Below are 18,968 nucleotides of genomic sequence, written 5' to 3'. Positions count from 1 at the left end.
TCGACGAGCGCCATACTCAGCGGGAATGTGTATCTGAGTGACCTACCCCATCGCGAGGTCGCGGATGACGGTGTGGATCACCAGTGACAGTTGCACGTCCAGTGACGGAGTGCCATCGCGCCAGTTGGGGCCGAGCAGGTGGTCGATCCTCGCCAACCGTTGCGTCACCGTGTTCGGGTGAACGTGGAGTGCCTGCGCCGTCTCGTTCACGCTCCGATTGGTACGGAAGTAGGCGTCGAGGGTGGCGGTCAGGTCTGTCCCACGGCGCCGGTCGTACTCGAGAACGGGGCCGAGCTGATTGGTCACGAACGAGTTCAGGTCTCTGGAATCCGACAGCAGCAGGCCCGCCACTCCGAGGCGAGTGCGGTCCGCGCCTGTGCGTTGACGACCGAGAGCGTGCAACACCTTGAGACACATGCTCGCCTCTTCGTAGGCGTCGCGCAGGCCGACCAGACCCGCAGTGCTCGTCGCTTCGCCGATCGTCACATCGGCGTCGAGTTCTGCAGCCAGCCTCGGGGCCAGATCGGCAGCGCTCAACACCGGGTCAGGCGACCAGAACGCTACGACCAACTCGTCGGCGTATCGGACGTGCATCACGTGCTGCGAGCCGAGCCGCCGGCTGAGAACAGAAAGCACGCGGCGGTCAGGGACCTCGCTCCGAATCGCATACACATGCCAGTCCGCGCCGTCGGGCAGGCTGGAGCTCGCCGACGGCAGGTGCGCGGGCTTCACTCCGGCCGGCCGGGAGACGGCCTCGATCAGAAAGGCGCTGCGGTCTCGATCACTTGTCTCGGCCACGGATCGCCGCCAGAACAGCAGGAGGGCTGCGACCGTCGCGGCTCGCGCGGCGATCCGACCGTTGACGTCCGAGAGCGGTGTCGGATGGCTCAATGCCAGGGCCCCCAGCCGATCATGAACAGCATCGATGGGAATGACGAGCCACTCCCCCTCGCGATCGGTCTGCGGAGTCCCCGCTTCGGGATCGCGAGGAGGCACTCTCGGGAGGCTCTCCGGGCCCCGGGGAAACCCGACCGAAGCGAGAAGCTCGCCGTCGGCATCCAGGATCACCGCCGGAACGGCCAGCACGTCGTGCAAGGCCGCGGTCAACTCTTCCAAACCCCCGCCCCGGAAGATGATCGCCGTGAACAGCTCGTGCGCAGCAGCTCCGCGATCAATCGCCGCCTGGTGCTCAACTGTCGCCGCGTGAGCGCTCTCGATCTCCGCGAGAGCCTCACGAGACTGGTCGAGCAGCTGTGTCTTCTCGATGGCAAGCGCAGCGAGGGTCCCCAGCGAGGAGAGCATCTCCACCTCGTCCGCCGCGAAGGTGCGCCGCGATCGATCGGCCGCGAACAGGATGCCGATCAGATTGCCCGACACCTTCAGCGGGACGCCCAGAATGGCCTTGATTCCTTCAGCCGCCACGGCAGCATCGACGTCGGCGTTGTGGGAGATGCGTTCGTCGCGCAGGTAGTCAGAACTCTGATGGGACATACCGGTGAGGGCAACGGGGCCACCAACGCCGACGTCGATCGGCAGTCGGAGGTGTTGCAGGAGGGGAGACACGGTCCCGTCCGTGACACGAATACTGGTCTCTGTGCCGGACTCGTCGATGAGGCTGAGGTAGGCGAGATCGGTGCCCAGCAATTCCCTGCCTCGGGCCGCAATCGACGTGAGAATCGCTGTGAGGTCCTTCAACGACGCCAGGTCCTTCGCGGTGTCGAACAGCGCGGACAGGTCGCGGTCTCGACGGGCCCGACGATCAAGGAGATCTTTCACGCGCAGTGTCTGCTCTCGGAGGCTTGCCCCCGCCGCCTCGGAGGGCGCCCGTCTCGCGATGGATTCGGCCACGGCGAACACCTCTGAAGCGGGGGCTGACTCAGCCAAGAGAGTCATGAGCGCCACCTGCTCGGCGAGCATGTCGTCAAGCGCCTGCTGCGGCCCATCGTTATCGGTCACAGACACATTCTGCGGCAGTTGAGCCGCGGGTGTTCGAGTGCGGGGCGATGACATGCGACACAGGTGCAACGCTCGGGCCGAAGCGGCGTCATGCCACTCCCACACTCAGCCTCCACCTGTCGCGGGTGATTCCCGCCGCCCTCAGCGATCTTGGGATGGGGTAGCCCATCCGGCTACATACTGCGACCGAGTGTGGCGCTCATCGACATAGAACTTCCGAAGGGGCGCCACTACGGTGATCACACCCTGTCGACGAAGACAGACCCGTTGCATAGGCGCACAGGAGGAAAGAGTGACCCACAGCACATCGCGCATACGCGCCCTTGCCGTCATCGCGGGTGTCGGCGCAACAGCCGTCGTTCTTGCGGCTTGCACCACGACCCCCGAAGTGGGGCCGCCCGAAGAGGTCGTCGGCGCCCAGGTCGTGATCGCAGAAACCAACGAGTTCTTCAGCGCGAACGCCGAGAGCGCGACCGGTCTCAGCGAGATCAACCTCAAGCTCGCCTACCTGACCCGGCCTGGCTTCTACTACATCAGTGACGACTACGAGGTCGTCCCCAACGAGTCCTTCGGCTCGATGGAGATCGTCAACGAAGACCCGCTCCAGGTGAAGTACACGCTCAACGACGGTATGGCTTGGTCGGACGGCGCCCCCATCACCACCGACGACCTCGTCCTCGGCTGGGCGGCTGCGTCAGGCATCTTCGACGACGCGACCTTCGGCGCCGACGGCGCCGTGACCAGCGGCACGCAGTACTTCACGTTCGCGGGCAGCACCGAGGGCCTCAACCAGTCGACGATCACCGAGGTCGGCGACGACAAACTCTCGCTCACTCTCGAGTACGACAACCCGTTCGTGGACTGGAACCTCGCCGGCCTGATCGGCCAGCCCGCGCACGTTGTCGCAGAGAAGGCCGGTGTCGAGCTCGACGGCCTCGTCGACACCATCCTGACGTCGCCCCGCGGTGATGCTGCGAACCCGGCGCCGGTGAATGAGACGCTGAAGACCGCAGCGGACTTCTGGAACACAGGCTTCGACATGTCCTCGCTCCCGAGTGACCCGTCGTTGTATCTGTCGAGGGGGCCATGGGTCATCGACTCGTGGGAGCCGACGAGGTCGATGACGCTCAAGATCAACCCCGAGTACAAGGGTGCTCTCACCCCGCAGTTCGACACGCTGGTCATCCGCTTCATCGGTGACCCGAATGCACAGGTCACGGCGCTCCGCAACGGCGAGGTCGACCTCATCGTCCCGCAGGCCAGCGGCGACACGCTCGCAGCTCTCGATGCGATCTCGGACATCACGGTGCTGGAAGGCAGTCAGCTCACGTACGACCACCTCGACCTGACCTTCGCGGGTCCGTTCGCGGATCCGAACGTGCGCGAGGCTTTCCTCAAGACGATCCCGCGCCAGCAGATCGTCGACACGCTCATCAAGCCCGTCGTGGCCGACGCAGAAGTCCTCAACTCGCGGCTCTTCATCCCTGCGCAGGAGTCGTACACGGCTGCGGTGGAGGGCAACGGGTCGGACGCGTACTCGGAGGTCGACATCGAGGGTGCCACCAAGCTCCTCGCCGGTGCGACCCCGACGATCCGCCTGCTCTACAACATCAACAACCCGAACCGCGTGGCGGCGTTCGAGGCCATACAGGCGTCCGCTTCGCAAGCCGGATTCATCATCGAGGACGTCGGCCGTGAGGACTGGGGTTCGCATCTAGGAAGCGATATCTACGACGCGGCCATCTTCGCCTGGTTCGACACCGGCGTCGGCAACACCCGAATCCCACAGCTCTACGCCTCATCCGGCGGGTCGAACTTCAACAAGTACGCCAATGCCCGCGTCGATGAGATCGCCCGCGAGCTCTCGACGACGTTGGATGCCGACGCCATCGATGACCTCAACATCGAGGCGGACGCCGAGATGTTCGCCGACGCCTACGGTCTGCCGCTCTTCCAAGTCCCCGGCCTCACGGCCCACACCGATCGCCTCCAGGACGTGACGTTCATGGGAAACCTGACCGGCCCGCTGTGGAACTTCTGGGAGTGGACCGTCTCGGAGTGATCCGCTCCTGACCGAAACAGAGCCAGGGGCGACGAGCCCGTCGCCCCTGGCTGTCAACTCATGCTCGACCCTCTGAAGGGGGCGCACCTCCTTGCTCTCGTACGTTCTGCGACGCATCGGCGTGTCCGTGCTGATCCTGGTCGCCGCCTCCTTCGTCATGTACGCCATGGTGGCGTGGGCACGCGACCCGCTCTCAGACCTCTACGCGTCGAACAGCCCCAACCGCGACCAGCTGATTGCGCAGCGCATCGACTGGCTCGACCTCGACCAGCCCGTCATAGTCCGCTGGTTCAACTGGCTCATCGGCGCCGCTCAGTGCGTCGTCCCGTTCCGCGGCTGTGACCTCGGAGTCACGATTGAGAATCAGCCCGTCACGATCCTCCTGGGCCGAGCCGTGGGATCGACACTCCAGCTGGTGACGGCCTCCACGGTCTTCGCCATCGTGCTCGGCATCCTGGTGGGCATCGTTTCGGCTCTCCGCCAGTACAGCGCCGTCGACTACACCTTCACGTTCGCGAGCTTCTTCTTCTATTCGCTCCCGTCGTTCGTCATGGGCGTCTTGCTCAAAGTCTTCGTCGCCCTCGGCTTCAACGACTGGCTCCGAGCGCCCGTCTTCTCCTGGACATGGATCATCGGCCTGTCGCTGGTATCGGGCTTGTTCTGGCAGGCGATCATCGGCGGTCATCGCCTGCGGCGGCTCGCGGTGTTCGCCGCATCCGTCCTCACGAGCGCCATCATGCTCTACGCCATGTCGGTAACCGCGTGGTTCCTCGACCCATCGCTGGGCCCCGTTCTCGCACCGCTGTTCATCGCGGCCCTCGCCGCCGGTGCGGTGCTCATCATCGCGGGCCCCCATGCACGCTTCGCCTGGCGCACGGCCGGTGCCGTGACCCTTGTTCTCATCGCCGCGTACTTCGTCCTGCAGCCTGTGCTCAGGGGGTTCGGACCGTGGGGCGTTGCGCTGCTGTTCGTGCTCGCGACCGGCGTCGGCGTCCTCGCGGGATGGATCCTCGGCGAGTACGACAAGGGGCAGGCGATGCGCATCGGCGCGTTCTCGGGCCTCCTCGGCACGGGGGTCATCATCCTCGACCAGTACATGCAGCGATGGAACGACTACATGACCAACCCCGGGGTCCGTGGACGCCCCATCGCGACCGTCGGGTCGCAGACGCCGAACCTGCAGGGCGACTTCTGGATCCAGAGCATCGACTCGTTCACGCACCTCCTGCTGCCGATGATCAGCCTGATGCTCATCTCCTTCGCGGGATACACGCGCTACGCACGAGGCGGAATGCTCGAGACGCTGAACCAGGACTACATCCGGACAGCGCGGGCGAAGGGTCTCCCCGAGCGCACGGTGATCGGACGCCATGCCTTCCGCAACTCCCTCATCCCGATCACGACCATCGTCGCGGCGGACGTCGGCGGCCTCATCGGAGGCGCCATCATCACGGAGCGGATCTTCGCGTTCTCGGGAATGGGAGCGCTGTTCGCGCAAGGCCTGAACGCGGGCGACCCGAACCCGGTCATGGCGTATTTCGTCGTCGTGGCCATCTTCGCCATCACGTTCAACTTCCTCGCCGACCTCAGTTACTCGGCGCTCGACCCGAGAGTGAGGGCCAGGTGATGACAATTCCCCTCGATCCCGGAACCACGCCGGCGGGCACCACACCCGCCGGACGTTCCACCGTCCTGACCGAAGAGGAGAAGGGCCGGAGTCAGGGCAGCCTCATCCTCCGCCGGTTCCTCACCCACAAACCCGCGCTCGTGAGCCTGATCCTGTTCCTGCTCGTCATCGGGCTGGCTGTCTCGGCGAGCGGCGCTTTCGGGATTGCGGGCTGGTGGAAGCAGGATCACACGAGCCTTTATCCGATCCAGAACGGCGGAAAGCCCACCCTGACACTGTTCCCCTTCTCCTTGGGCGACCACCCGTTCGGGCAGAACACCGTCGGCAAGGACTACTTCGCGATGACGATGCGCGGCACGGCCAACTCGTCCTACGTCATGTTCATCATCGGGCTGACGGCTGCGTTCATCGGGGTGATCGTCGGCGCCATCGCGGGCTACTATCGCGGCTGGGTCGACTCCGCGCTCATGCGCCTCACCGACATCGTGATGGTGATCCCGGTGCTCGTCATCGGCGCCGTCGTCGGCACCGCGGTCGGCGGTCTCGGGCCCGTGCCGCTCGCGATCTTCCTCGGGTTCATCGCGTGGCCGGGCATCGCGCGACTCGTGCGCGCCGAATTCCTGAGCCTGCGCGAACGCGAGTTCGTCGAAGCGGCGCGCCTCGCCGGGGCTTCGGATCTCCGCATCATCTTCACGCACATCCTGCCGAACACGACGGGTGTCATCATCGTCTCCACGACGCTGCTCATCGCGGTGGCAATCCTCTACGAGACGGCGCTGTCTTTCCTCGGCTTCGGCGTCCGCTCGCCCGAGGTGTCGCTCGGTCTTCTCATCAGCGCCAACGAGTCGGCGTTCCAGACGCGACCATGGCTGTTCTGGTGGCCGGCGTTCTTCATCGTGCTGCTTTCGCTCCTGGTCAACTTCGTCGGCGACGGCCTGCGCGACGCGTTCGACCACCGGCATAAGCGCATCAATTTCCGTCGCGTGAAAGAGCTGCCGAAGGATGCCGCGATCATCAGCACCCAGGACGTGGTCTCGGACGTCCCGGTCGGTCCGATCACAACGAACACCGGTTCGACGACGGCCGTGGGACTGTCCCGCGATGAGCCGCACCCGTACGCGAGGCGCGAATCGTGACGCGTGACGAGCCGTCAGCCGGTTGCGGCGAGCGCCCCGACGCTCGCCACCGCCAAGGCGGCGAGTCCCGTGAGCACCGGCGTATCCCACTGGCGGCGAACGGGAACGTCGTCGGCGATCCCGGTCTGCACCTGCCCGCTGTCGAGGCGCCGGCGCCACTGCTCGCGCACGACCGTCGCGGGGCTGCCCGACTCCGTGCCGAGGAGGTCGCCTGCGCGCAGCGACGCGTCGGCCGCGCGGGTCTCGCGGTTCGTGGCATTGCGGCTGGCGCGCATCGACCCGATGAGGCCCGGTGCGGGCGCGGACCACGCGGCGAACTTGCCGGACGGCGTATGCAGCGTCAGGGCGTACCGCGTGTCGACATGGATGAGCGCGGTCCACGGGATGGTGACGCGATGGGTCACGTTCTGAATCACGACGCCCGCGTCGTCGACCCGTACACCTGGGCGCCACAGCCCGGCCCATCCGAACAGCGACAGCAGCGCCGCGGCCGGGGAGAGCGGCACGAGCCGCTCGTCGCCCAGCAGGGCGCCCACCGCAATGAGCCCGCACACCACCCAGACCACGACCGCCAGGGTGCGATTGAAGCGCGAGTGGAGCGTGACCGATTCGCCCATCTGATCATTCTGTCAAGCCAGGAAGTCAGGAACGACCGATGAACCAGCTCCGCGACCGTCACGGCGTCACAGGCCCGCTTCTCGAGGTGGACGGGCTGTCCGTGGACTTCGCCGTGGACAACTACTGGGTGCCCGCTGCCAAGAAGCTCCGCTACACGGTAGAAGCCGGCAAGGCGCTCGCGATCGTCGGCGAGTCGGGCTCTGGTAAGAGCGCGAGCTCGATGGCGATGCTGGGGCTCCTGCCGAAGAACGCACGCGTTCGCGGCAGCGTCAAGTTGGCCGGACGGGAAATCCTGGGGCTGCGCCCGAGCGAATTGCGGCGTGTGCGCGGGAGCGAGATCGCCGTCATCTTCCAGGAGCCCATGACGGCACTCAATCCCGTTCTCACGGTCGGCTTCCAAATCATCGAGACGGTGCGGACCCACTTCGGGGTGTCGCCGAGTCAGGCGAAGAAACGCACACTCGAGCTGCTCGATCTCGTCGAGCTGCCCGACCCGGTCAAAGCGTTCCACTCGTATCCCCACCAGCTCTCCGGCGGCCAGCGCCAGCGCGCCATGATCGCCCAGTCGATCTCGTGCGACCCCTGGCTGCTCATCGCCGACGAGCCGACGACGGCGCTCGACGTCACCGTGCAGGCCGAGATCCTCGACCTCATGCGCGACCTGCGCCACCGCCTGGACTCCGCGATCCTGCTCATCACCCACGACATGGGGGTCGTCGCCGACCTCGCCGACGACATGGTCGTCATGCGCGACGGCGAGATCGTGGAGCGCGGCAGGGTCGGAGAGGTTTTCACCCAGCCGCAGCATCCCTACACGAAGCAGCTGCTCGCGGCAGTCCCCCGCATCGGCGACACCCGCGGGGACGAGATCGACACGACCGCCGCACTCGCGGGAGACACGTCGGCGATCCGACTGGCCGAAGTCGCGGCGCGTCAGGACGTGGAGCGTCGCGCGGGCCTCGGCGACCCCGTGCTCGAGTTCACGAACGTCTCGATCGAATACCCCAAGCACGGGCCTGTGCCCGCCTTCCGCGCTGTCGACAACGCGACGTTCGCGATCTACCCCGGCGAGGTCACCGGGGTCGTCGGCGAGTCCGGCTCCGGCAAGACGACCGTCGGTCGCGCGGCGATCGGACTGGTCCCGATCGCGGAGGGGCGGGTGACCGTCGTGGGCACCGACATCTCGCAGGCGGACCGGCGGGTCCTCCGCACCGTGCACAAGGACGTCGGCATGGTTTTCCAGGATCCGTCGTCGTCGCTCAATCCCCGTCTTCCGATCTGGCAGTCGATCGGCGAGCCTCTTCTGCTGGCGGGAGCGGCCAAGGGGGCCGCGCTCGACAAGCGCGTGCAGCAGCTGCTGGACGCCGTCGAACTGCCCAGATCGTGCCGCTCCCGCTACCCGCACGAGCTCTCCGGCGGACAGAAGCAGCGCATCGGCATCGCGCGGGCGCTCGCGCTCGAGCCGAAGCTGCTCGTGGCCGACGAGCCGACGTCGGCGCTCGACGTCTCGGTGCAGGCGACTGTCCTCGAACTGCTCCGGCGGCTCCAGGCCGACCTGGGCTTCGCGTGTCTGTTCATCAGCCACGACCTCGCCGTCGTCGACACCCTCGCCGACCGGATCGTGGTGATGCGTCACGGCACCATCGTCGAGACGGGCGCGACGGGCCAGATCCTGCGAGCGCCGCAGGAGGCGTACACGCAGCGTCTCATCGCCGCGGTACCCGTGCCGGACCCCGCCGAGCAGCGACGACGCCGCGAGGCGCGCACCGCACTCCTGGAAGCCGAGCGCGACCCCTCCTGATCCGTGGACGGACACCACATCCCTGCACAAGAGAAGAGGAACATCGCATGACAGATCTATCCGCACTCGTCCTTCCGAAGGCGCTTCACTCACTGAAGGTCGTTCAGATCGGCCTGTTGGTTCCCGACCTGCAGGAGGCACTGGCCCAGTACAGCCTCCTCCTCGGCAGAGAGGACTGGTCGATCTTCACCTACGGGCCGGAGAACCTTGAGGGGCTCACCTACCGCGGCGAACCGAGCTCCTACAAGATGCGCCTGGCCTTCGTGGAACAAGGGCCGCAGATCGAGCTGGTCGAGAGCATCGACGGCCCGAACATCTACACCGAGTGGATCGCCCGCCATGGCTACGGTATGCACCACTTCGGGTTCTATGTCGACTCGATCGCCGAAGCGACCGCCGCGATGCAGGACGAGGGCTTTGAACCGATTCAGACGGGACGGGCGACCGGGCGTGACGGCGACGGCGGTTACGCCTACTTCGATACCGAGGACCTCCTCGGCGTCATCACCGAGCTCATCGAGATTCCTTCACGGCGCCGGGACAGCGAACTGATGTGACGGATCGATCGGTTCCCCGACGCCCGCGTCGCCAGAGCCGCTACGCCTCGCGCGGCGGCATCCCGAGCCCGTCGATCACCTCGGCATGCGGGAGCGCGGCGAGGACGGAGCCGGGGAGGAAGAGTTTGGCACCGCGGATGCCGGCGCCCACGACGACGTCGGGGGCGGCGGCGACGGCCGCATCCACCAGGATCGGCCAGTCCGACGGAAGCCCCAGTGGTGTGATGCCGCCGTACTCCATGCCGGTCAGCTCGACCGCTTCGGCCATCGGGGCGAAGGAGGCGCTGCGCACATCCAGCCGCCGGCGCACGGTGCCGTTGACGTCGGCGCGCGTGGTGGCGAGCACGAGGCATGCGGCGTACCGGATGTCGCTGCCGCGCTTGCCCTTCACGATGACGCAGTTGGCGCTCTGCTCGAGCGGTGACCCGTACCGCTGGACGAACGCTGCCGTATCGGCCAGGTCCGGGTCGATGTCGGCGACGCCGACGAGTGGCGCGAGATCGGGGTCGAGGGCGACGAGGGCCGCCGCGACCGTGGGCGGCAGCGAGGCGAGGCGATCCAGGGCGGGGACGGGCTCCAACGAGCCGGCGGAAGACCAGTGCACGTCACCAGTGTAGGAAGCCGCGCCGGGGGTATCGCTCGTCGTCGAGGCATAGCGCCAACGCCCAGCCGCCCGCGGGTAGAATCTTGTCTCGTGCTGCTGTGCGTCTCCGCGAGTCATAAGACCGCGCCCTTCGAGCTTCTCGAGCGCCTCAGCGTCTCCTCGGTCCCCATCGCACCGCTCATCTCCGCGCACTCCGAATTCGTGCAGGGTGCCGTCGTCGTCGCGACGTGCAACCGCTTCGAGGCGTATGTCGACCTGGACGAGCCCGTCACCGCATCCACGGCCCTCGGCGTCGAGGCCACTCTCGCCGCGATCGAAGCGGCCACCGGTGTGCCGGCGGGCGAACTCACCGGGTCGTACGAGGTGCTGGGCGGCGATGACGTGGCCGAGCACCTGTTCGCCGTCGCATCCGGTCTCGAGTCCGTCGTCATCGGCGAGGGTGAGATCGCCGGACAGGTGCGCCGCTCTCTCAAGGAGTCCCGGCGCCTCGGCACCACCTCGGGCGACCTGGAGCGGCTGTTCCAGCGCGCGTCGGAGGCTCAGCGCGGCGTGAAGAACGCCACGGCGCTCGGGCGCGCCGGTCGCTCGCTGGTGCGCCTCGCCCTCGAGCTCGCCGGAAGCCGGATCGCCGACTGGTCCGCTCTGCGCGTTCTGCTCGTGGGCACGGGGTCGTATGCCGCGGCCACACTGGCGGCGTTGCGCGACCAGGGCGCCGAAGACATCTCGGTCTACTCCCCGTCGGGCCGCGCCGCGAAGTTCGCGACCAAGCACGGGCTGCAGGCCATCGCGGCCGAGCGCTTCCCCTCCGTCGCCGCGCAGGCCGACCTCATCATCACGTGCACGACCGCTGAGCACACCGTTCTCAGCGCCGCGACGTTCGCCGCCGGCGCCCTGGAACCGTATCCCGCCGCAAAGCGGCGTCTCGTGATCGACCTGGGCCTCCCCCGCAACGTCGAGCCGGACGTGGCAACCGTCGCGGGTGTCGATCTCCTCGACCTCGAGACGATCCGCCTGCACGCGCCGCTGGAGGAGCTGCAGGCCACGGATGCGGCGCGCGAAGTCGTCCGCGACGCAGCCCGCCGCTTCGCCGTCCTCGGCGAGCGCCGCAACGTCACCCCCGGTGTGGTGGCCCTGCGCGCCCATGCGTTCGCCGCCCTCGAATCCGAGATCGCCCGCGCGAAGGCCCGCGGTGACGAGGACGGTCGCACGGAGCAGGCGCTCCGCCACCTCGTCGGCGTGCTGCTGCACACTCCCACGGCCCGCGCGCACGAGCTCGCGGAACTCGGGCGTGGCGAGGAGTACTTCGCCGCCCTCTCGACCCTCTTCGACATCGACGTCGACGTCGCGGACGAGGACGAGCGCGCCACCGACGCCGGCTCCGGCGTCGCCTGACCCCTGCAGGACCGCCGGCCCCCCAAGGTCGGCCGGGCGGAGACCACGGGGAATTCGCGAGTCACGAAGCCCTGTCGACTCCGCGGTTCGCTCAGTCCCGTCGACTCCGCGAGTCGCCCAGCCCCGTCGACTCGGCGGTCACGCGCCCGGCGCTGACGGAACAGCCCCGAGCGCGGATGCCTTCGGCGCTGCGGTGACCACGGGGCCGAGATAGAACCGCGCCCACGACACGAGACCGTCGTCATCGGTGCGCCAGATCACCGTGCCGGCCAGCGTGTCCGCCCCTCCGTCGCTCGCCGTGCCGGACATCGTCCACTCCGACCACACCTCGTCACCCTGCACCGCCCAGCGGAGCAGATCGGCTTTCAGATCCGGGAGTCTCCCGAGGATCGCCTGCCAGTTCCGTTCCACCTGTGCGCGACCGGTGAATGAGAGGTGGGGATCCCTAGGAGCCTCGACGGAGTAGTCCTCGGAGAAGTTCGCCGCGATCCGCGCAGCCTCGTGGGCGTTGACGGCATCGCGGAGGCGGTGGAGAGCAAGGAGGTGGTCCATTCCGCCCAGCCTATGTCGCGATCTCTCTCCCGAGGTCGCGCGCAAGGGCCGCGCAGCCCGACGCGGAGACGCCTCGACCCGGCAGCCGCATCGGTGGGTGGGCGCCCGGGGAGGTGGGTGGGAGGATGGCGGCATGACGTTGCGCATCACCGACGATCCCGCAGCCGACGCGCTGCTCAGCGACGACCCCCTGGCTTTGTTGATCGGGATGCTGCTGGATCAGCAGATCGCGATGGAGACGGCGTTCACCGGCCCGCTCAAGATCCGGGAGCGCGTCGGCTCGGTGGATGCCGCGACCCTCGCGCACTACGACGCGGAGGCGTTCGCGGAGGCTTTCAAGACGCCGCCGGCCGTGCACCGCTACCCCGGCTCGATGGCCGCTCGTGTCCAGGCACTGTGCGCGGCGATCGAGCAGGAGTGGGGCGGCGATGCCGCCGCTCTGTGGACACGGGGCACCCCGACCGGGCCGGAAGTGCTGAAACGCCTGAAGGCGCTGCCCGGCTTCGGCGAGCAGAAGGCGAAGATCTTCCTCGCACTCCTCGGCAAGCAGTGCGGCTTCACCGGGGAGGGGTGGCGCGAAGCATCCGCCCCCTACGGCGAGGACGGATCTTTCCGCTCCGTCGCCGACATCACCAGCCCCGAGTCGCTCATGAAGGTGCGCGAGTTCAAGCGGGCAACGAAGGCCGCCGCGAAGGAGAAGTGACATGGACGTTCCTGCCGATGTTCAGGCGCTGGTCGACCGAGTAGAACCGGCCAAGCGCCGGCGCGATGCGGAGACTCTCTTGGACGTGTTCGCTCGGGTGACCGGCGAGGAGCCCACCCTGTGGGGGTCGATCATCGGATTCGGGTCGCACCACTACAAATACGACAGCGGCCGCGAGGGTGACACCGCCGCGGTCGGCTTCGCTCCGCGCAAGACGGCCACGACGATCTATCTGGCCGACGGCGTCGATGCCCACGCCGCTGAACTCGAGCACCTCGGCCCGCACACGACCGGCATCGGGTGCCTCTACGTGAGGGATGCCTCCACCGTCGACCTCGACGTCTTGGCGGGGATCATCGGCGACTCCTACCGCGCGACGACCCGCTGACCGCCGCCCGCTGACCCGGGGGCGGGGCGCCGACCCGGGGGCGGGGCGCCGGCCGCCGGGCGCGGGATGCGGCGGGTCAGGCGCCGCGCAGGCGCTCGGCCAGGTACGTGTGCAGGTTCTCCAGCGGCACGCGTTCCTGCGCCATCGTGTCGCGGTCGCGGACGGTGACGGCGCGGTCGTCGAGCGAATCGAAGTCGACGGTCACGCAGAAGGGCGTGCCGATCTCGTCCTGGCGGCGGTAGCGACGGCCGATCGCACCGGCGTCGTCGAAGTCGACGTTCCACAGGCCGCGGAGGCCGTCGGCGACCTCGCGCGCCAGCGGCGAAAGCCTCTCGTTGCGCGAGAGCGGCAGCACGGCGACCTTGACCGGCGCCAGGCGCGGGTCAAGGCGCAGCACGGTGCGCTTGTCGGTGCCCCCCTTGGCGTTGGGCACCTCTTCCTCTTCGTAGGCGTCCACGAGGAACGCCATCATCGCGCGCGTCAAGCCGAACGAGGGTTCGATGACGAAGGGCGTGTACTTCTCGCCCGAGGCCTGGTCGAAGTAGGTGAGGCTCTGACCGGATGCCTCGGAGTGGTTCTTCAGGTCGAAGTCGGTGCGGTTGGCGATGCCCATGAGCTCGCCCCACTCCTTGCCGGGGAATCCGAAGCGGTACTCGACGTCGATCGTGCCGGCGGAGTAGTGCGCGCGGTCCTCGACGGGGACGTCGTAGCGGCGCATGTTCGCGGGGTCGACGCCGAGGTCGACGAACCAGTTCCAGCACGCCTCGACCCAGTGGTCGAACCATTCGTCCGCCTCTGCGGGCGGCGTGAAGAACTCGATCTCCATCTGCTCGAACTCACGCGTGCGGAAGATGAAGTTTCCGGGGGTGATCTCGTTGCGGAACGCCTTGCCGACCTGCCCGACGCCGAACGGCGGCTTGCGACGCGAGGCCGTGAGGACGTTGCTGAAGTTCACGAAGATGCCCTGCGCGGTCTCGGGCCGCAGGTAGTACAGGCCGCTCTCGTCGTCGACGACGCCGAGGTAGGTCTTCACGAGACCGGAGAACGCCTTCGGCTCGGTGTACTGGCCCTTCGTGCCGCAGTTGGGGCACGGGATGTCAGCGAGCCCGTTCTCGGCCGGCCGGCCCTTGCGCGCCTCGAAGTCCTCGACCAGGGTGTCGGCGCGGAAGCGCTTGTGGCAGTGCAGACACTCCACGAGCGGATCGGTGAACGTCGCAACGTGACCGGATGCCTCCCACACGCGCTTGGGGAGGATGATCGACGAGTCCAGGCCGACCATGTCCCCGCGGCCGCGGACGAACGTCTGCCACCACTGGCGGCGGATGTTCTCCTTCAGCTCGGTGCCGAGGGGGCCGTAGTCCCACGCCGAGCGAGAGCCGCCGTAGATCTCGCCCGCCTGGAAGACGAACCCGCGGTGGCGGGCGAGGGCGATGACCTTGTCAAGGCGGGACTGTTCGGCCACGGTGGCTCCAATGGTCGCAAAGAGGGTGGGATGCCGCGGAAAGTCGCGGTACCTCGATTCTATCGAGCGGCGCCTGCGGCCCGGCTCACGCCCGTCGGCGGCAGCCGCGCGGAAAAGGCCTGGCTCACGCCCGCCGGCGGCCGCCGCGCCGAAAGCCGCGGGTCACGCCCTCGCGTCGCGCAGCGCAGCCGGGCCGACCTGGGCGACCGTCGTGAAACCAGCGAGCCCCAGGGTGATGTCGAGCTCGGCGAGGACGTTTCGGACCACCTCCCGCACGCCTGCCTGCCCCGCGACCGCCAGCCCGTACGCGTAAGGCCGTCCCACCGCGACCGCCGTCGCCCCGAGTGCGAGGGCGGTGAAGACGTCGGAACCCTGTCGCACACCCGAGTCGAAGATCACCGGAACCGCCCCGCCGACACGGTCGACGACGGCGGGAAGAGCGTCCAGCGTCGGCACCGACAGGTCGATCTGCCGGCCGCCGTGGTTCGACACCCACACCCCGTCTGCGCCGGCATCCATCGCGCGGGAGGCGTCGTCGGGATGGACGATGCCCTTCAGCACGATCGGCAGAGAGGTCCACTCGCGCGCCCGGGCGAGGTCATCCCAGGTGAGAGACGGGGTCGAGAAGACGTCGAGGAACGTCTCCACGGCCGCGCGGGGCAGGGGAGAGCGCAGACCCTCCCGGACCCCGCCTCCGGTCAGCGCCGAGCCTTTGCGGGCGATGGTGATCCCCGCGGCGATCGCCTTCGGGGTGATCCGCACGCCCGGGGCGCCGTCGGCATCCCTCGCCCCGGCCCGCTCGGCGACCATCCGCCGGAACACCGGATCCGAGGTGTACTGCGCGATGCCGAGTCCCCGCGTGAAGGGCAGGTAGGCGAGGTCGAGGTCGCGCGTGCGCCATCCCAGGAGGTGGGTGTCGAGCGTCACCACGATCGCGGAGCATCCCGACTCCTCGGCTCGGCGCAGCAGCGACGCATTCAGCTCGTCGGACGACGACCAGTACAGCTGGAACAGCCTCGAGGCTGCCGGCGTTGCCGCCGCGACCGCCTCCATCGCGACGGATGCCTGGTTGCTGAGCGTGTACGGCACGCCGAGCTCGGCCGCGGCGCGGGCCACCGCGAGGTCGGCGTCGCGATGTGCCATCTCCATCACCCCGAGGGGCGCGAGAAGCAGCGGCGTCGGCAGTCGCCGGCCGAACAGCTCGATCGACAGATCGCGCTCGGCGACATCGCGAAGGGGCCGCGGCCACACCTGCCACCGCTCGAACGCGGCGCGGTTCGCCGCGACGGTGCGCTCCGCTCCCGCGCCCCCGGCGAGATAGGCGAAGGCCGCGGCGCTCAGCCGGCGTCGCGCCGCTTCCTCCAGCGCCGTCGCGTCCACCGGCACCTGCGGCCGGGTTCCGCTGATCCCTGCGCGGTAGATGTCCGACTGCGTGAGCCGGGAGATCCCGCGCGCGGCGGCGGCCGGGTCGAGCGGAGCGATGTCGCCGTGGTCCATGGCGACAGCGTACGGATGCGTCCACGCCGCGTCATCCGGGCGTGCCGAACCCGCACCACTGGGCCACCCACGACAGCATCCGCGCTTTCATGGGCGGCGGCGCGGGCAGATCGACATCCCCGGTCACGCCGTCGACGGCGACATCGACCGTGAAGATCGTGCCGCGCTTGTCCTCCTGCACGACGTGCGGGTCGCAGCGCTGGGGCACGAGCGGGATGTCGAGGGTCGTCGCCGGCGAATCCGGCCTGATCTCGACGTCGAGGGGGTACGGGGCTGCGGGAGCGTCGGCCGCGAACATGAGCAGCGGCGTCGAGTCGACCGCGGACAGCCGGGCCGAACCGACCCCGGTCGGCGCGATGGACAGGGTGAGCGTTCCCGTGCCGCCCGGCGGGGCCGGGGTGAAGCCTTCGATCGTGACGGTGGCGACGGCGGCAAGCGCGGCGCCCAGGCACTCGCGCGCGTGCAACGCGGGAAGGAAGGCGAGCGGGTCGGGGATGTCGGCGACCACGGTGCGCAGGGCGCCGCCGATCTCGAGCTTCACCGTGACCGTCGGAGCACCCGCATCCGCTGTCGTGCAGTCCATGGCGGGGAGCTGCACGCGGACATCCACAGCGCGGCCCGGCGGAACGGTCGTCACCCGGTCCACCACGCGCTCGGCGGTGCCGGCGAACCCGGGGGATGCCACCTGCACCGCCCCGACCGCGAGAGCCGCATCGCCGTCGTTGCGGATCTGCACCTGCGCCTGCCGCGCGGCGACATCCGACCGCAGTTGCACGAGGCTCACGCTCACTCCGTCGGGAGGCGCCGTGGATGCCGCATCCCCCGGGGCCGCGCAGCCGGCCAGCACCATCGCGGCGAGCACGACGACGACCCCCGTGGGAGGCCGCCTCGCGCGCATGGCGTCAGGCTACTCGCGGTCTCCGTCATCCCGCGGTCGGAGCGTTCGAGGCGGAGGCCAGGGCAGTTCGAAACGCTCCACGGGAACGTCGATGGCCCCGAAGTCGTCGGTCTGCACGACGACGCGCTCAGGTGTGACCTCGACGAGCTTCACCCGGAGCGGTCGATCGGCCACGCCCTCCAGCATCCAGATGCCCGCCATCCACGCCAAGCCCGTTTGCTCGAGCACGGCCTCCGCGTCGAGCCACTCGACCGCCTCACTCACGTCGCGTCCGAGGAGAGACACGGCGACCCACGCGCCCCCCGCGGGGCGGATCCATCCCACGAGTTCTCGGTCGTCCGGCCGGCGGTGCGGGGTCCAGTCGGCGGGGATCACGGCCCCGCGCTAGTGCGAACCGGGAACGCTAACGCCGCGGTGAGCGGATGTAAAGGGCGTCTGCGCGGCGCCCGGATGCTCGTAGCGTCGAGCCATGCATACCGACGACTTCTCCCCCCGGCACGCGATCGTCACCGGTTCCGACTCCGGCATCGGCGCCGCGTGCGCCGTCGCGCTGGCCGAAGCGGGCATGGACGTGGGCATCACCTGGCACTCCGACGAGGAGGGCGCGCAGCGCACCGCCGAGGCCGTCCGCGCCCGCGGCGGCCGCGCGGTCGTGACCCAGTTCGACGCGACCGACCTGGAAACCGCCGGCCACGTCCTCGACGCCCTCGCCGATGAGCTCGGCGGGGTGGACGTGTTCGTCAACAACGCCGGCGGCGGCGTCGGCGGTCACGTGCTCGATCTCGACCTGTCCGGCTGGCGTCAGGACGTCGGTCTCAATCTCGATGCGGCTTTCGTGGGCATGCAGGCCGCTGCCCGCCGGATGGCAGCTGCCGACAGGGGCGGACGGATCATCGCGGTCTCGAGCGTGCACGAGCACCAGCCGCGCGTGGGGAGCGCCGCGTACGTCGCCGCCAAGCACGGCCTCGGCGGTCTCGTGAAGACCATGGCGCAGGAGCTCGGCGCGCAGGGCATCACCGTCAACGCCGTCGCCCCCGGCGAGATCGCCACACCGTTGAACGACATGGATGCCGAGGATGCCGAAAAGACGCATCGCCCGGGCATCCCCCTCGGCCGGCCTGGTCGCCCGGAAGAGATCGCGGCGGTCGTCGCATTCCTCGCCTCCCCGGCCGCGTCGTACGTCACGGGTGCGAGCTGGGTCGTGGACGGTGGGATGCTGCAGATGGGACCCCAGGCCGGATCGCACCTCACCAGCGACGAGTGGCGCACCGCCTAACCTGAACCCGACCCTTTGGAGATGCCATGAGCGACCCCCAGACCGACGACGAGAAGCGCACCGATCAGCTGACGACGGCGCCCGATGCCACCGAGGCCGACGCCGCGCCGCGGATCGACGTCACCCACCGGGAGGGCGTGACGCGCGTCGACATCCGCGACGATGCCGCCGTGCGTCCTGGCCCTGGCCAGGGCGACCCCGCCGCCGAACACGAGTAGCGCGCACCTAGCTCAGGAAGAACCCGCCCCGACACCGGTGTCTTCCCCCACCCAGGCGCACCTGGCCTGAGTTAGGCAGGCCCGGGCGGCCCCAAAACGGCGAACCAACGCGCCAGCTCGGCGTCCGCCCGCACGGCCGACATACCGCAGCCGGATCCCCGCCGCCGCGCGACCGCACCGCCGAACACGGTGCAGCGCGCCCAACTCAGGAAGAACCCGCC

General features: G+C 68.7%; 18 protein-coding genes. 10 read left to right on the top strand and 8 right to left on the bottom strand.

Translation table 11 applies throughout. From position 1 onward, the window contains the following. Window positions 1-42: 42 nt before the first annotated feature. On the bottom strand, window positions 43-1,956 hold the full coding sequence (locus tag AC4FS1_RS13010) for a helix-turn-helix domain-containing protein (RefSeq protein ID WP_491155789.1): 1,914 nt from the start codon (window positions 1,954-1,956) through the stop codon (window positions 43-45). 292 nt (window positions 1,957-2,248) lie between these two features. Between AC4FS1_RS13010 and AC4FS1_RS13005 the strand changes: the two genes are divergently transcribed. The 3 genes from AC4FS1_RS13005 (at window position 2,249) to AC4FS1_RS12995 (ending at window position 6,781) form a co-directional block, all read left to right on the top strand. Next, window positions 2,249-4,018 carry an ABC transporter family substrate-binding protein gene (locus AC4FS1_RS13005; protein ID WP_491155787.1) on the top strand — a complete coding sequence of 590 codons (1,770 nt, stop codon included), beginning with the start codon at window positions 2,249-2,251 and terminating at the stop codon, window positions 4,016-4,018. Between the two features lie 91 nt (window positions 4,019-4,109). Continuing rightward, window positions 4,110-5,645, top strand: coding sequence for an ABC transporter permease (locus tag AC4FS1_RS13000; RefSeq protein WP_491155785.1), 1,536 nt, complete (start codon window positions 4,110-4,112; stop codon window positions 5,643-5,645). Continuing rightward, the gene (locus tag AC4FS1_RS12995; RefSeq protein WP_491155783.1) at window positions 5,645-6,781 is read left to right on the top strand and encodes an ABC transporter permease; all 1,137 of its coding nucleotides are present in this window, start codon (window positions 5,645-5,647) and stop codon (window positions 6,779-6,781) included. The genes AC4FS1_RS13000 and AC4FS1_RS12995 overlap by 1 nt, the downstream gene beginning before the upstream one ends. 14 nt (window positions 6,782-6,795) lie before the next feature. Here the strand turns inward: AC4FS1_RS12995 and AC4FS1_RS12990 are convergent, their stop codons facing one another. Next, a complete protein-coding gene (locus tag AC4FS1_RS12990; RefSeq protein WP_491155781.1) occupies window positions 6,796-7,398 on the bottom strand; it encodes a PH domain-containing protein in 603 nt (200 codons plus the stop codon). A gap of 38 nt (window positions 7,399-7,436) precedes the next feature. Between AC4FS1_RS12990 and AC4FS1_RS12985 the strand changes: the two genes are divergently transcribed. Together AC4FS1_RS12985 and AC4FS1_RS12980 are read left to right on the top strand one after the other, a co-directional pair. Further along, window positions 7,437-9,200: a dipeptide ABC transporter ATP-binding protein gene (locus AC4FS1_RS12985; RefSeq protein WP_491155779.1), complete on the top strand. Its 1,764-nt coding sequence runs from the start codon at window positions 7,437-7,439 to the stop codon at window positions 9,198-9,200. A 47-nt stretch (window positions 9,201-9,247) separates the two neighbouring features. Next, window positions 9,248-9,757: a VOC family protein gene (locus AC4FS1_RS12980; protein ID WP_491155777.1), complete on the top strand. Its 510-nt coding sequence runs from the start codon at window positions 9,248-9,250 to the stop codon at window positions 9,755-9,757. 40 nt (window positions 9,758-9,797) lie between these two features. On the opposite strand, the gene AC4FS1_RS12975 is transcribed toward AC4FS1_RS12980, so the two are convergent. Then, on the bottom strand, window positions 9,798-10,361 hold the full coding sequence (locus tag AC4FS1_RS12975) for a YbaK/EbsC family protein (protein ID WP_491155776.1): 564 nt from the start codon (window positions 10,359-10,361) through the stop codon (window positions 9,798-9,800). A 90-nt stretch (window positions 10,362-10,451) separates the two neighbouring features. On the opposite strand from AC4FS1_RS12975, the gene AC4FS1_RS12970 reads away from it, so the two are divergent. Then, a complete protein-coding gene (locus AC4FS1_RS12970) occupies window positions 10,452-11,753 on the top strand; it encodes a glutamyl-tRNA reductase (protein WP_491155774.1) in 1,302 nt (433 codons plus the stop codon). Between the two features lie 138 nt (window positions 11,754-11,891). On the opposite strand, the gene AC4FS1_RS12965 is transcribed toward AC4FS1_RS12970, so the two are convergent. Continuing rightward, complete coding sequence (locus tag AC4FS1_RS12965; RefSeq protein WP_491155772.1) at window positions 11,892-12,305, bottom strand: nuclear transport factor 2 family protein; 414 nt, start codon at window positions 12,303-12,305, stop codon at window positions 11,892-11,894. Window positions 12,306-12,438: 133 nt separating this feature from the next. On the opposite strand from AC4FS1_RS12965, the gene AC4FS1_RS12960 reads away from it, so the two are divergent. Both AC4FS1_RS12960 and AC4FS1_RS12955 read left to right on the top strand, forming a co-directional pair. Beyond that, window positions 12,439-13,008, top strand: a complete 570-nt coding sequence (locus AC4FS1_RS12960; protein WP_491155770.1) for an HhH-GPD-type base excision DNA repair protein — start codon at window positions 12,439-12,441, stop codon at window positions 13,006-13,008. A gap of 1 nt (window position 13,009) precedes the next feature. Then, window positions 13,010-13,396 carry a DUF1801 domain-containing protein gene (locus tag AC4FS1_RS12955; protein WP_491155768.1) on the top strand — a complete coding sequence of 129 codons (387 nt, stop codon included), beginning with the start codon at window positions 13,010-13,012 and terminating at the stop codon, window positions 13,394-13,396. Window positions 13,397-13,472: 76 nt separating this feature from the next. Here the strand turns inward: AC4FS1_RS12955 and AC4FS1_RS12950 are convergent, their stop codons facing one another. The 4 genes from AC4FS1_RS12950 to AC4FS1_RS12935 form a co-directional block, all read right to left on the bottom strand. Then, window positions 13,473-14,858 (bottom strand): glycine--tRNA ligase, encoded by a 1,386-nt coding sequence (locus AC4FS1_RS12950; protein ID WP_491155766.1) that lies wholly within the window; start codon window positions 14,856-14,858, stop codon window positions 13,473-13,475. Between the two features lie 162 nt (window positions 14,859-15,020). Then, complete coding sequence (locus tag AC4FS1_RS12945) at window positions 15,021-16,355, bottom strand: alpha-hydroxy-acid oxidizing protein (protein ID WP_491155764.1); 1,335 nt, start codon at window positions 16,353-16,355, stop codon at window positions 15,021-15,023. A gap of 31 nt (window positions 16,356-16,386) precedes the next feature. Further along, window positions 16,387-17,253, bottom strand: a complete 867-nt coding sequence (locus AC4FS1_RS12940; protein ID WP_491155762.1) for a hypothetical protein — start codon at window positions 17,251-17,253, stop codon at window positions 16,387-16,389. A 9-nt stretch (window positions 17,254-17,262) separates the two neighbouring features. Continuing rightward, a complete protein-coding gene (locus tag AC4FS1_RS12935; protein ID WP_491155761.1) occupies window positions 17,263-17,628 on the bottom strand; it encodes a hypothetical protein in 366 nt (121 codons plus the stop codon). A gap of 94 nt (window positions 17,629-17,722) precedes the next feature. On the opposite strand from AC4FS1_RS12935, the gene AC4FS1_RS12930 reads away from it, so the two are divergent. Then, a complete protein-coding gene (locus AC4FS1_RS12930) occupies window positions 17,723-18,529 on the top strand; it encodes an SDR family oxidoreductase (RefSeq protein WP_491155759.1) in 807 nt (268 codons plus the stop codon). Window positions 18,530-18,555: 26 nt separating this feature from the next. Beyond that, window positions 18,556-18,747, top strand: a complete 192-nt coding sequence (locus AC4FS1_RS12925; protein WP_491155758.1) for a multidrug transporter — start codon at window positions 18,556-18,558, stop codon at window positions 18,745-18,747. Window positions 18,748-18,968: the final 221 nt, after the last annotated feature.

This window comes from Microbacterium sp. Z12_35 (assembly GCF_058310475.1).
This window is presented reverse-complemented; position numbering and strand designations above follow the sequence as displayed.

Coding starts and splice junctions, on each gene's coding strand:
- AC4FS1_RS12995 (WP_491155783.1), top strand. CDS start 5,645: ATGACAATTCCCCTCGATCCCGGAACCACGCCGGCGGGCACCACACCC.
- AC4FS1_RS12945 (WP_491155764.1), bottom strand. CDS start 16,355: ATGGACCACGGCGACATCGCTCCGCTCGACCCGGCCGCCGCCGCGCGC.
- AC4FS1_RS12960 (WP_491155770.1), top strand. CDS start 12,439: ATGACGTTGCGCATCACCGACGATCCCGCAGCCGACGCGCTGCTCAGC.
- AC4FS1_RS12965 (WP_491155772.1), bottom strand. CDS start 12,305: ATGGACCACCTCCTTGCTCTCCACCGCCTCCGCGATGCCGTCAACGCC.
- AC4FS1_RS12955 (WP_491155768.1), top strand. CDS start 13,010: ATGGACGTTCCTGCCGATGTTCAGGCGCTGGTCGACCGAGTAGAACCG.
- AC4FS1_RS12940 (WP_491155762.1), bottom strand. CDS start 17,253: ATGCGCGCGAGGCGGCCTCCCACGGGGGTCGTCGTCGTGCTCGCCGCG.
- AC4FS1_RS12990 (WP_491155781.1), bottom strand. CDS start 7,398: ATGGGCGAATCGGTCACGCTCCACTCGCGCTTCAATCGCACCCTGGCG.
- AC4FS1_RS12925 (WP_491155758.1), top strand. CDS start 18,556: ATGAGCGACCCCCAGACCGACGACGAGAAGCGCACCGATCAGCTGACG.
- AC4FS1_RS12930 (WP_491155759.1), top strand. CDS start 17,723: ATGCATACCGACGACTTCTCCCCCCGGCACGCGATCGTCACCGGTTCC.
- AC4FS1_RS12985 (WP_491155779.1), top strand. CDS start 7,437: ATGAACCAGCTCCGCGACCGTCACGGCGTCACAGGCCCGCTTCTCGAG.
- AC4FS1_RS12980 (WP_491155777.1), top strand. CDS start 9,248: ATGACAGATCTATCCGCACTCGTCCTTCCGAAGGCGCTTCACTCACTG.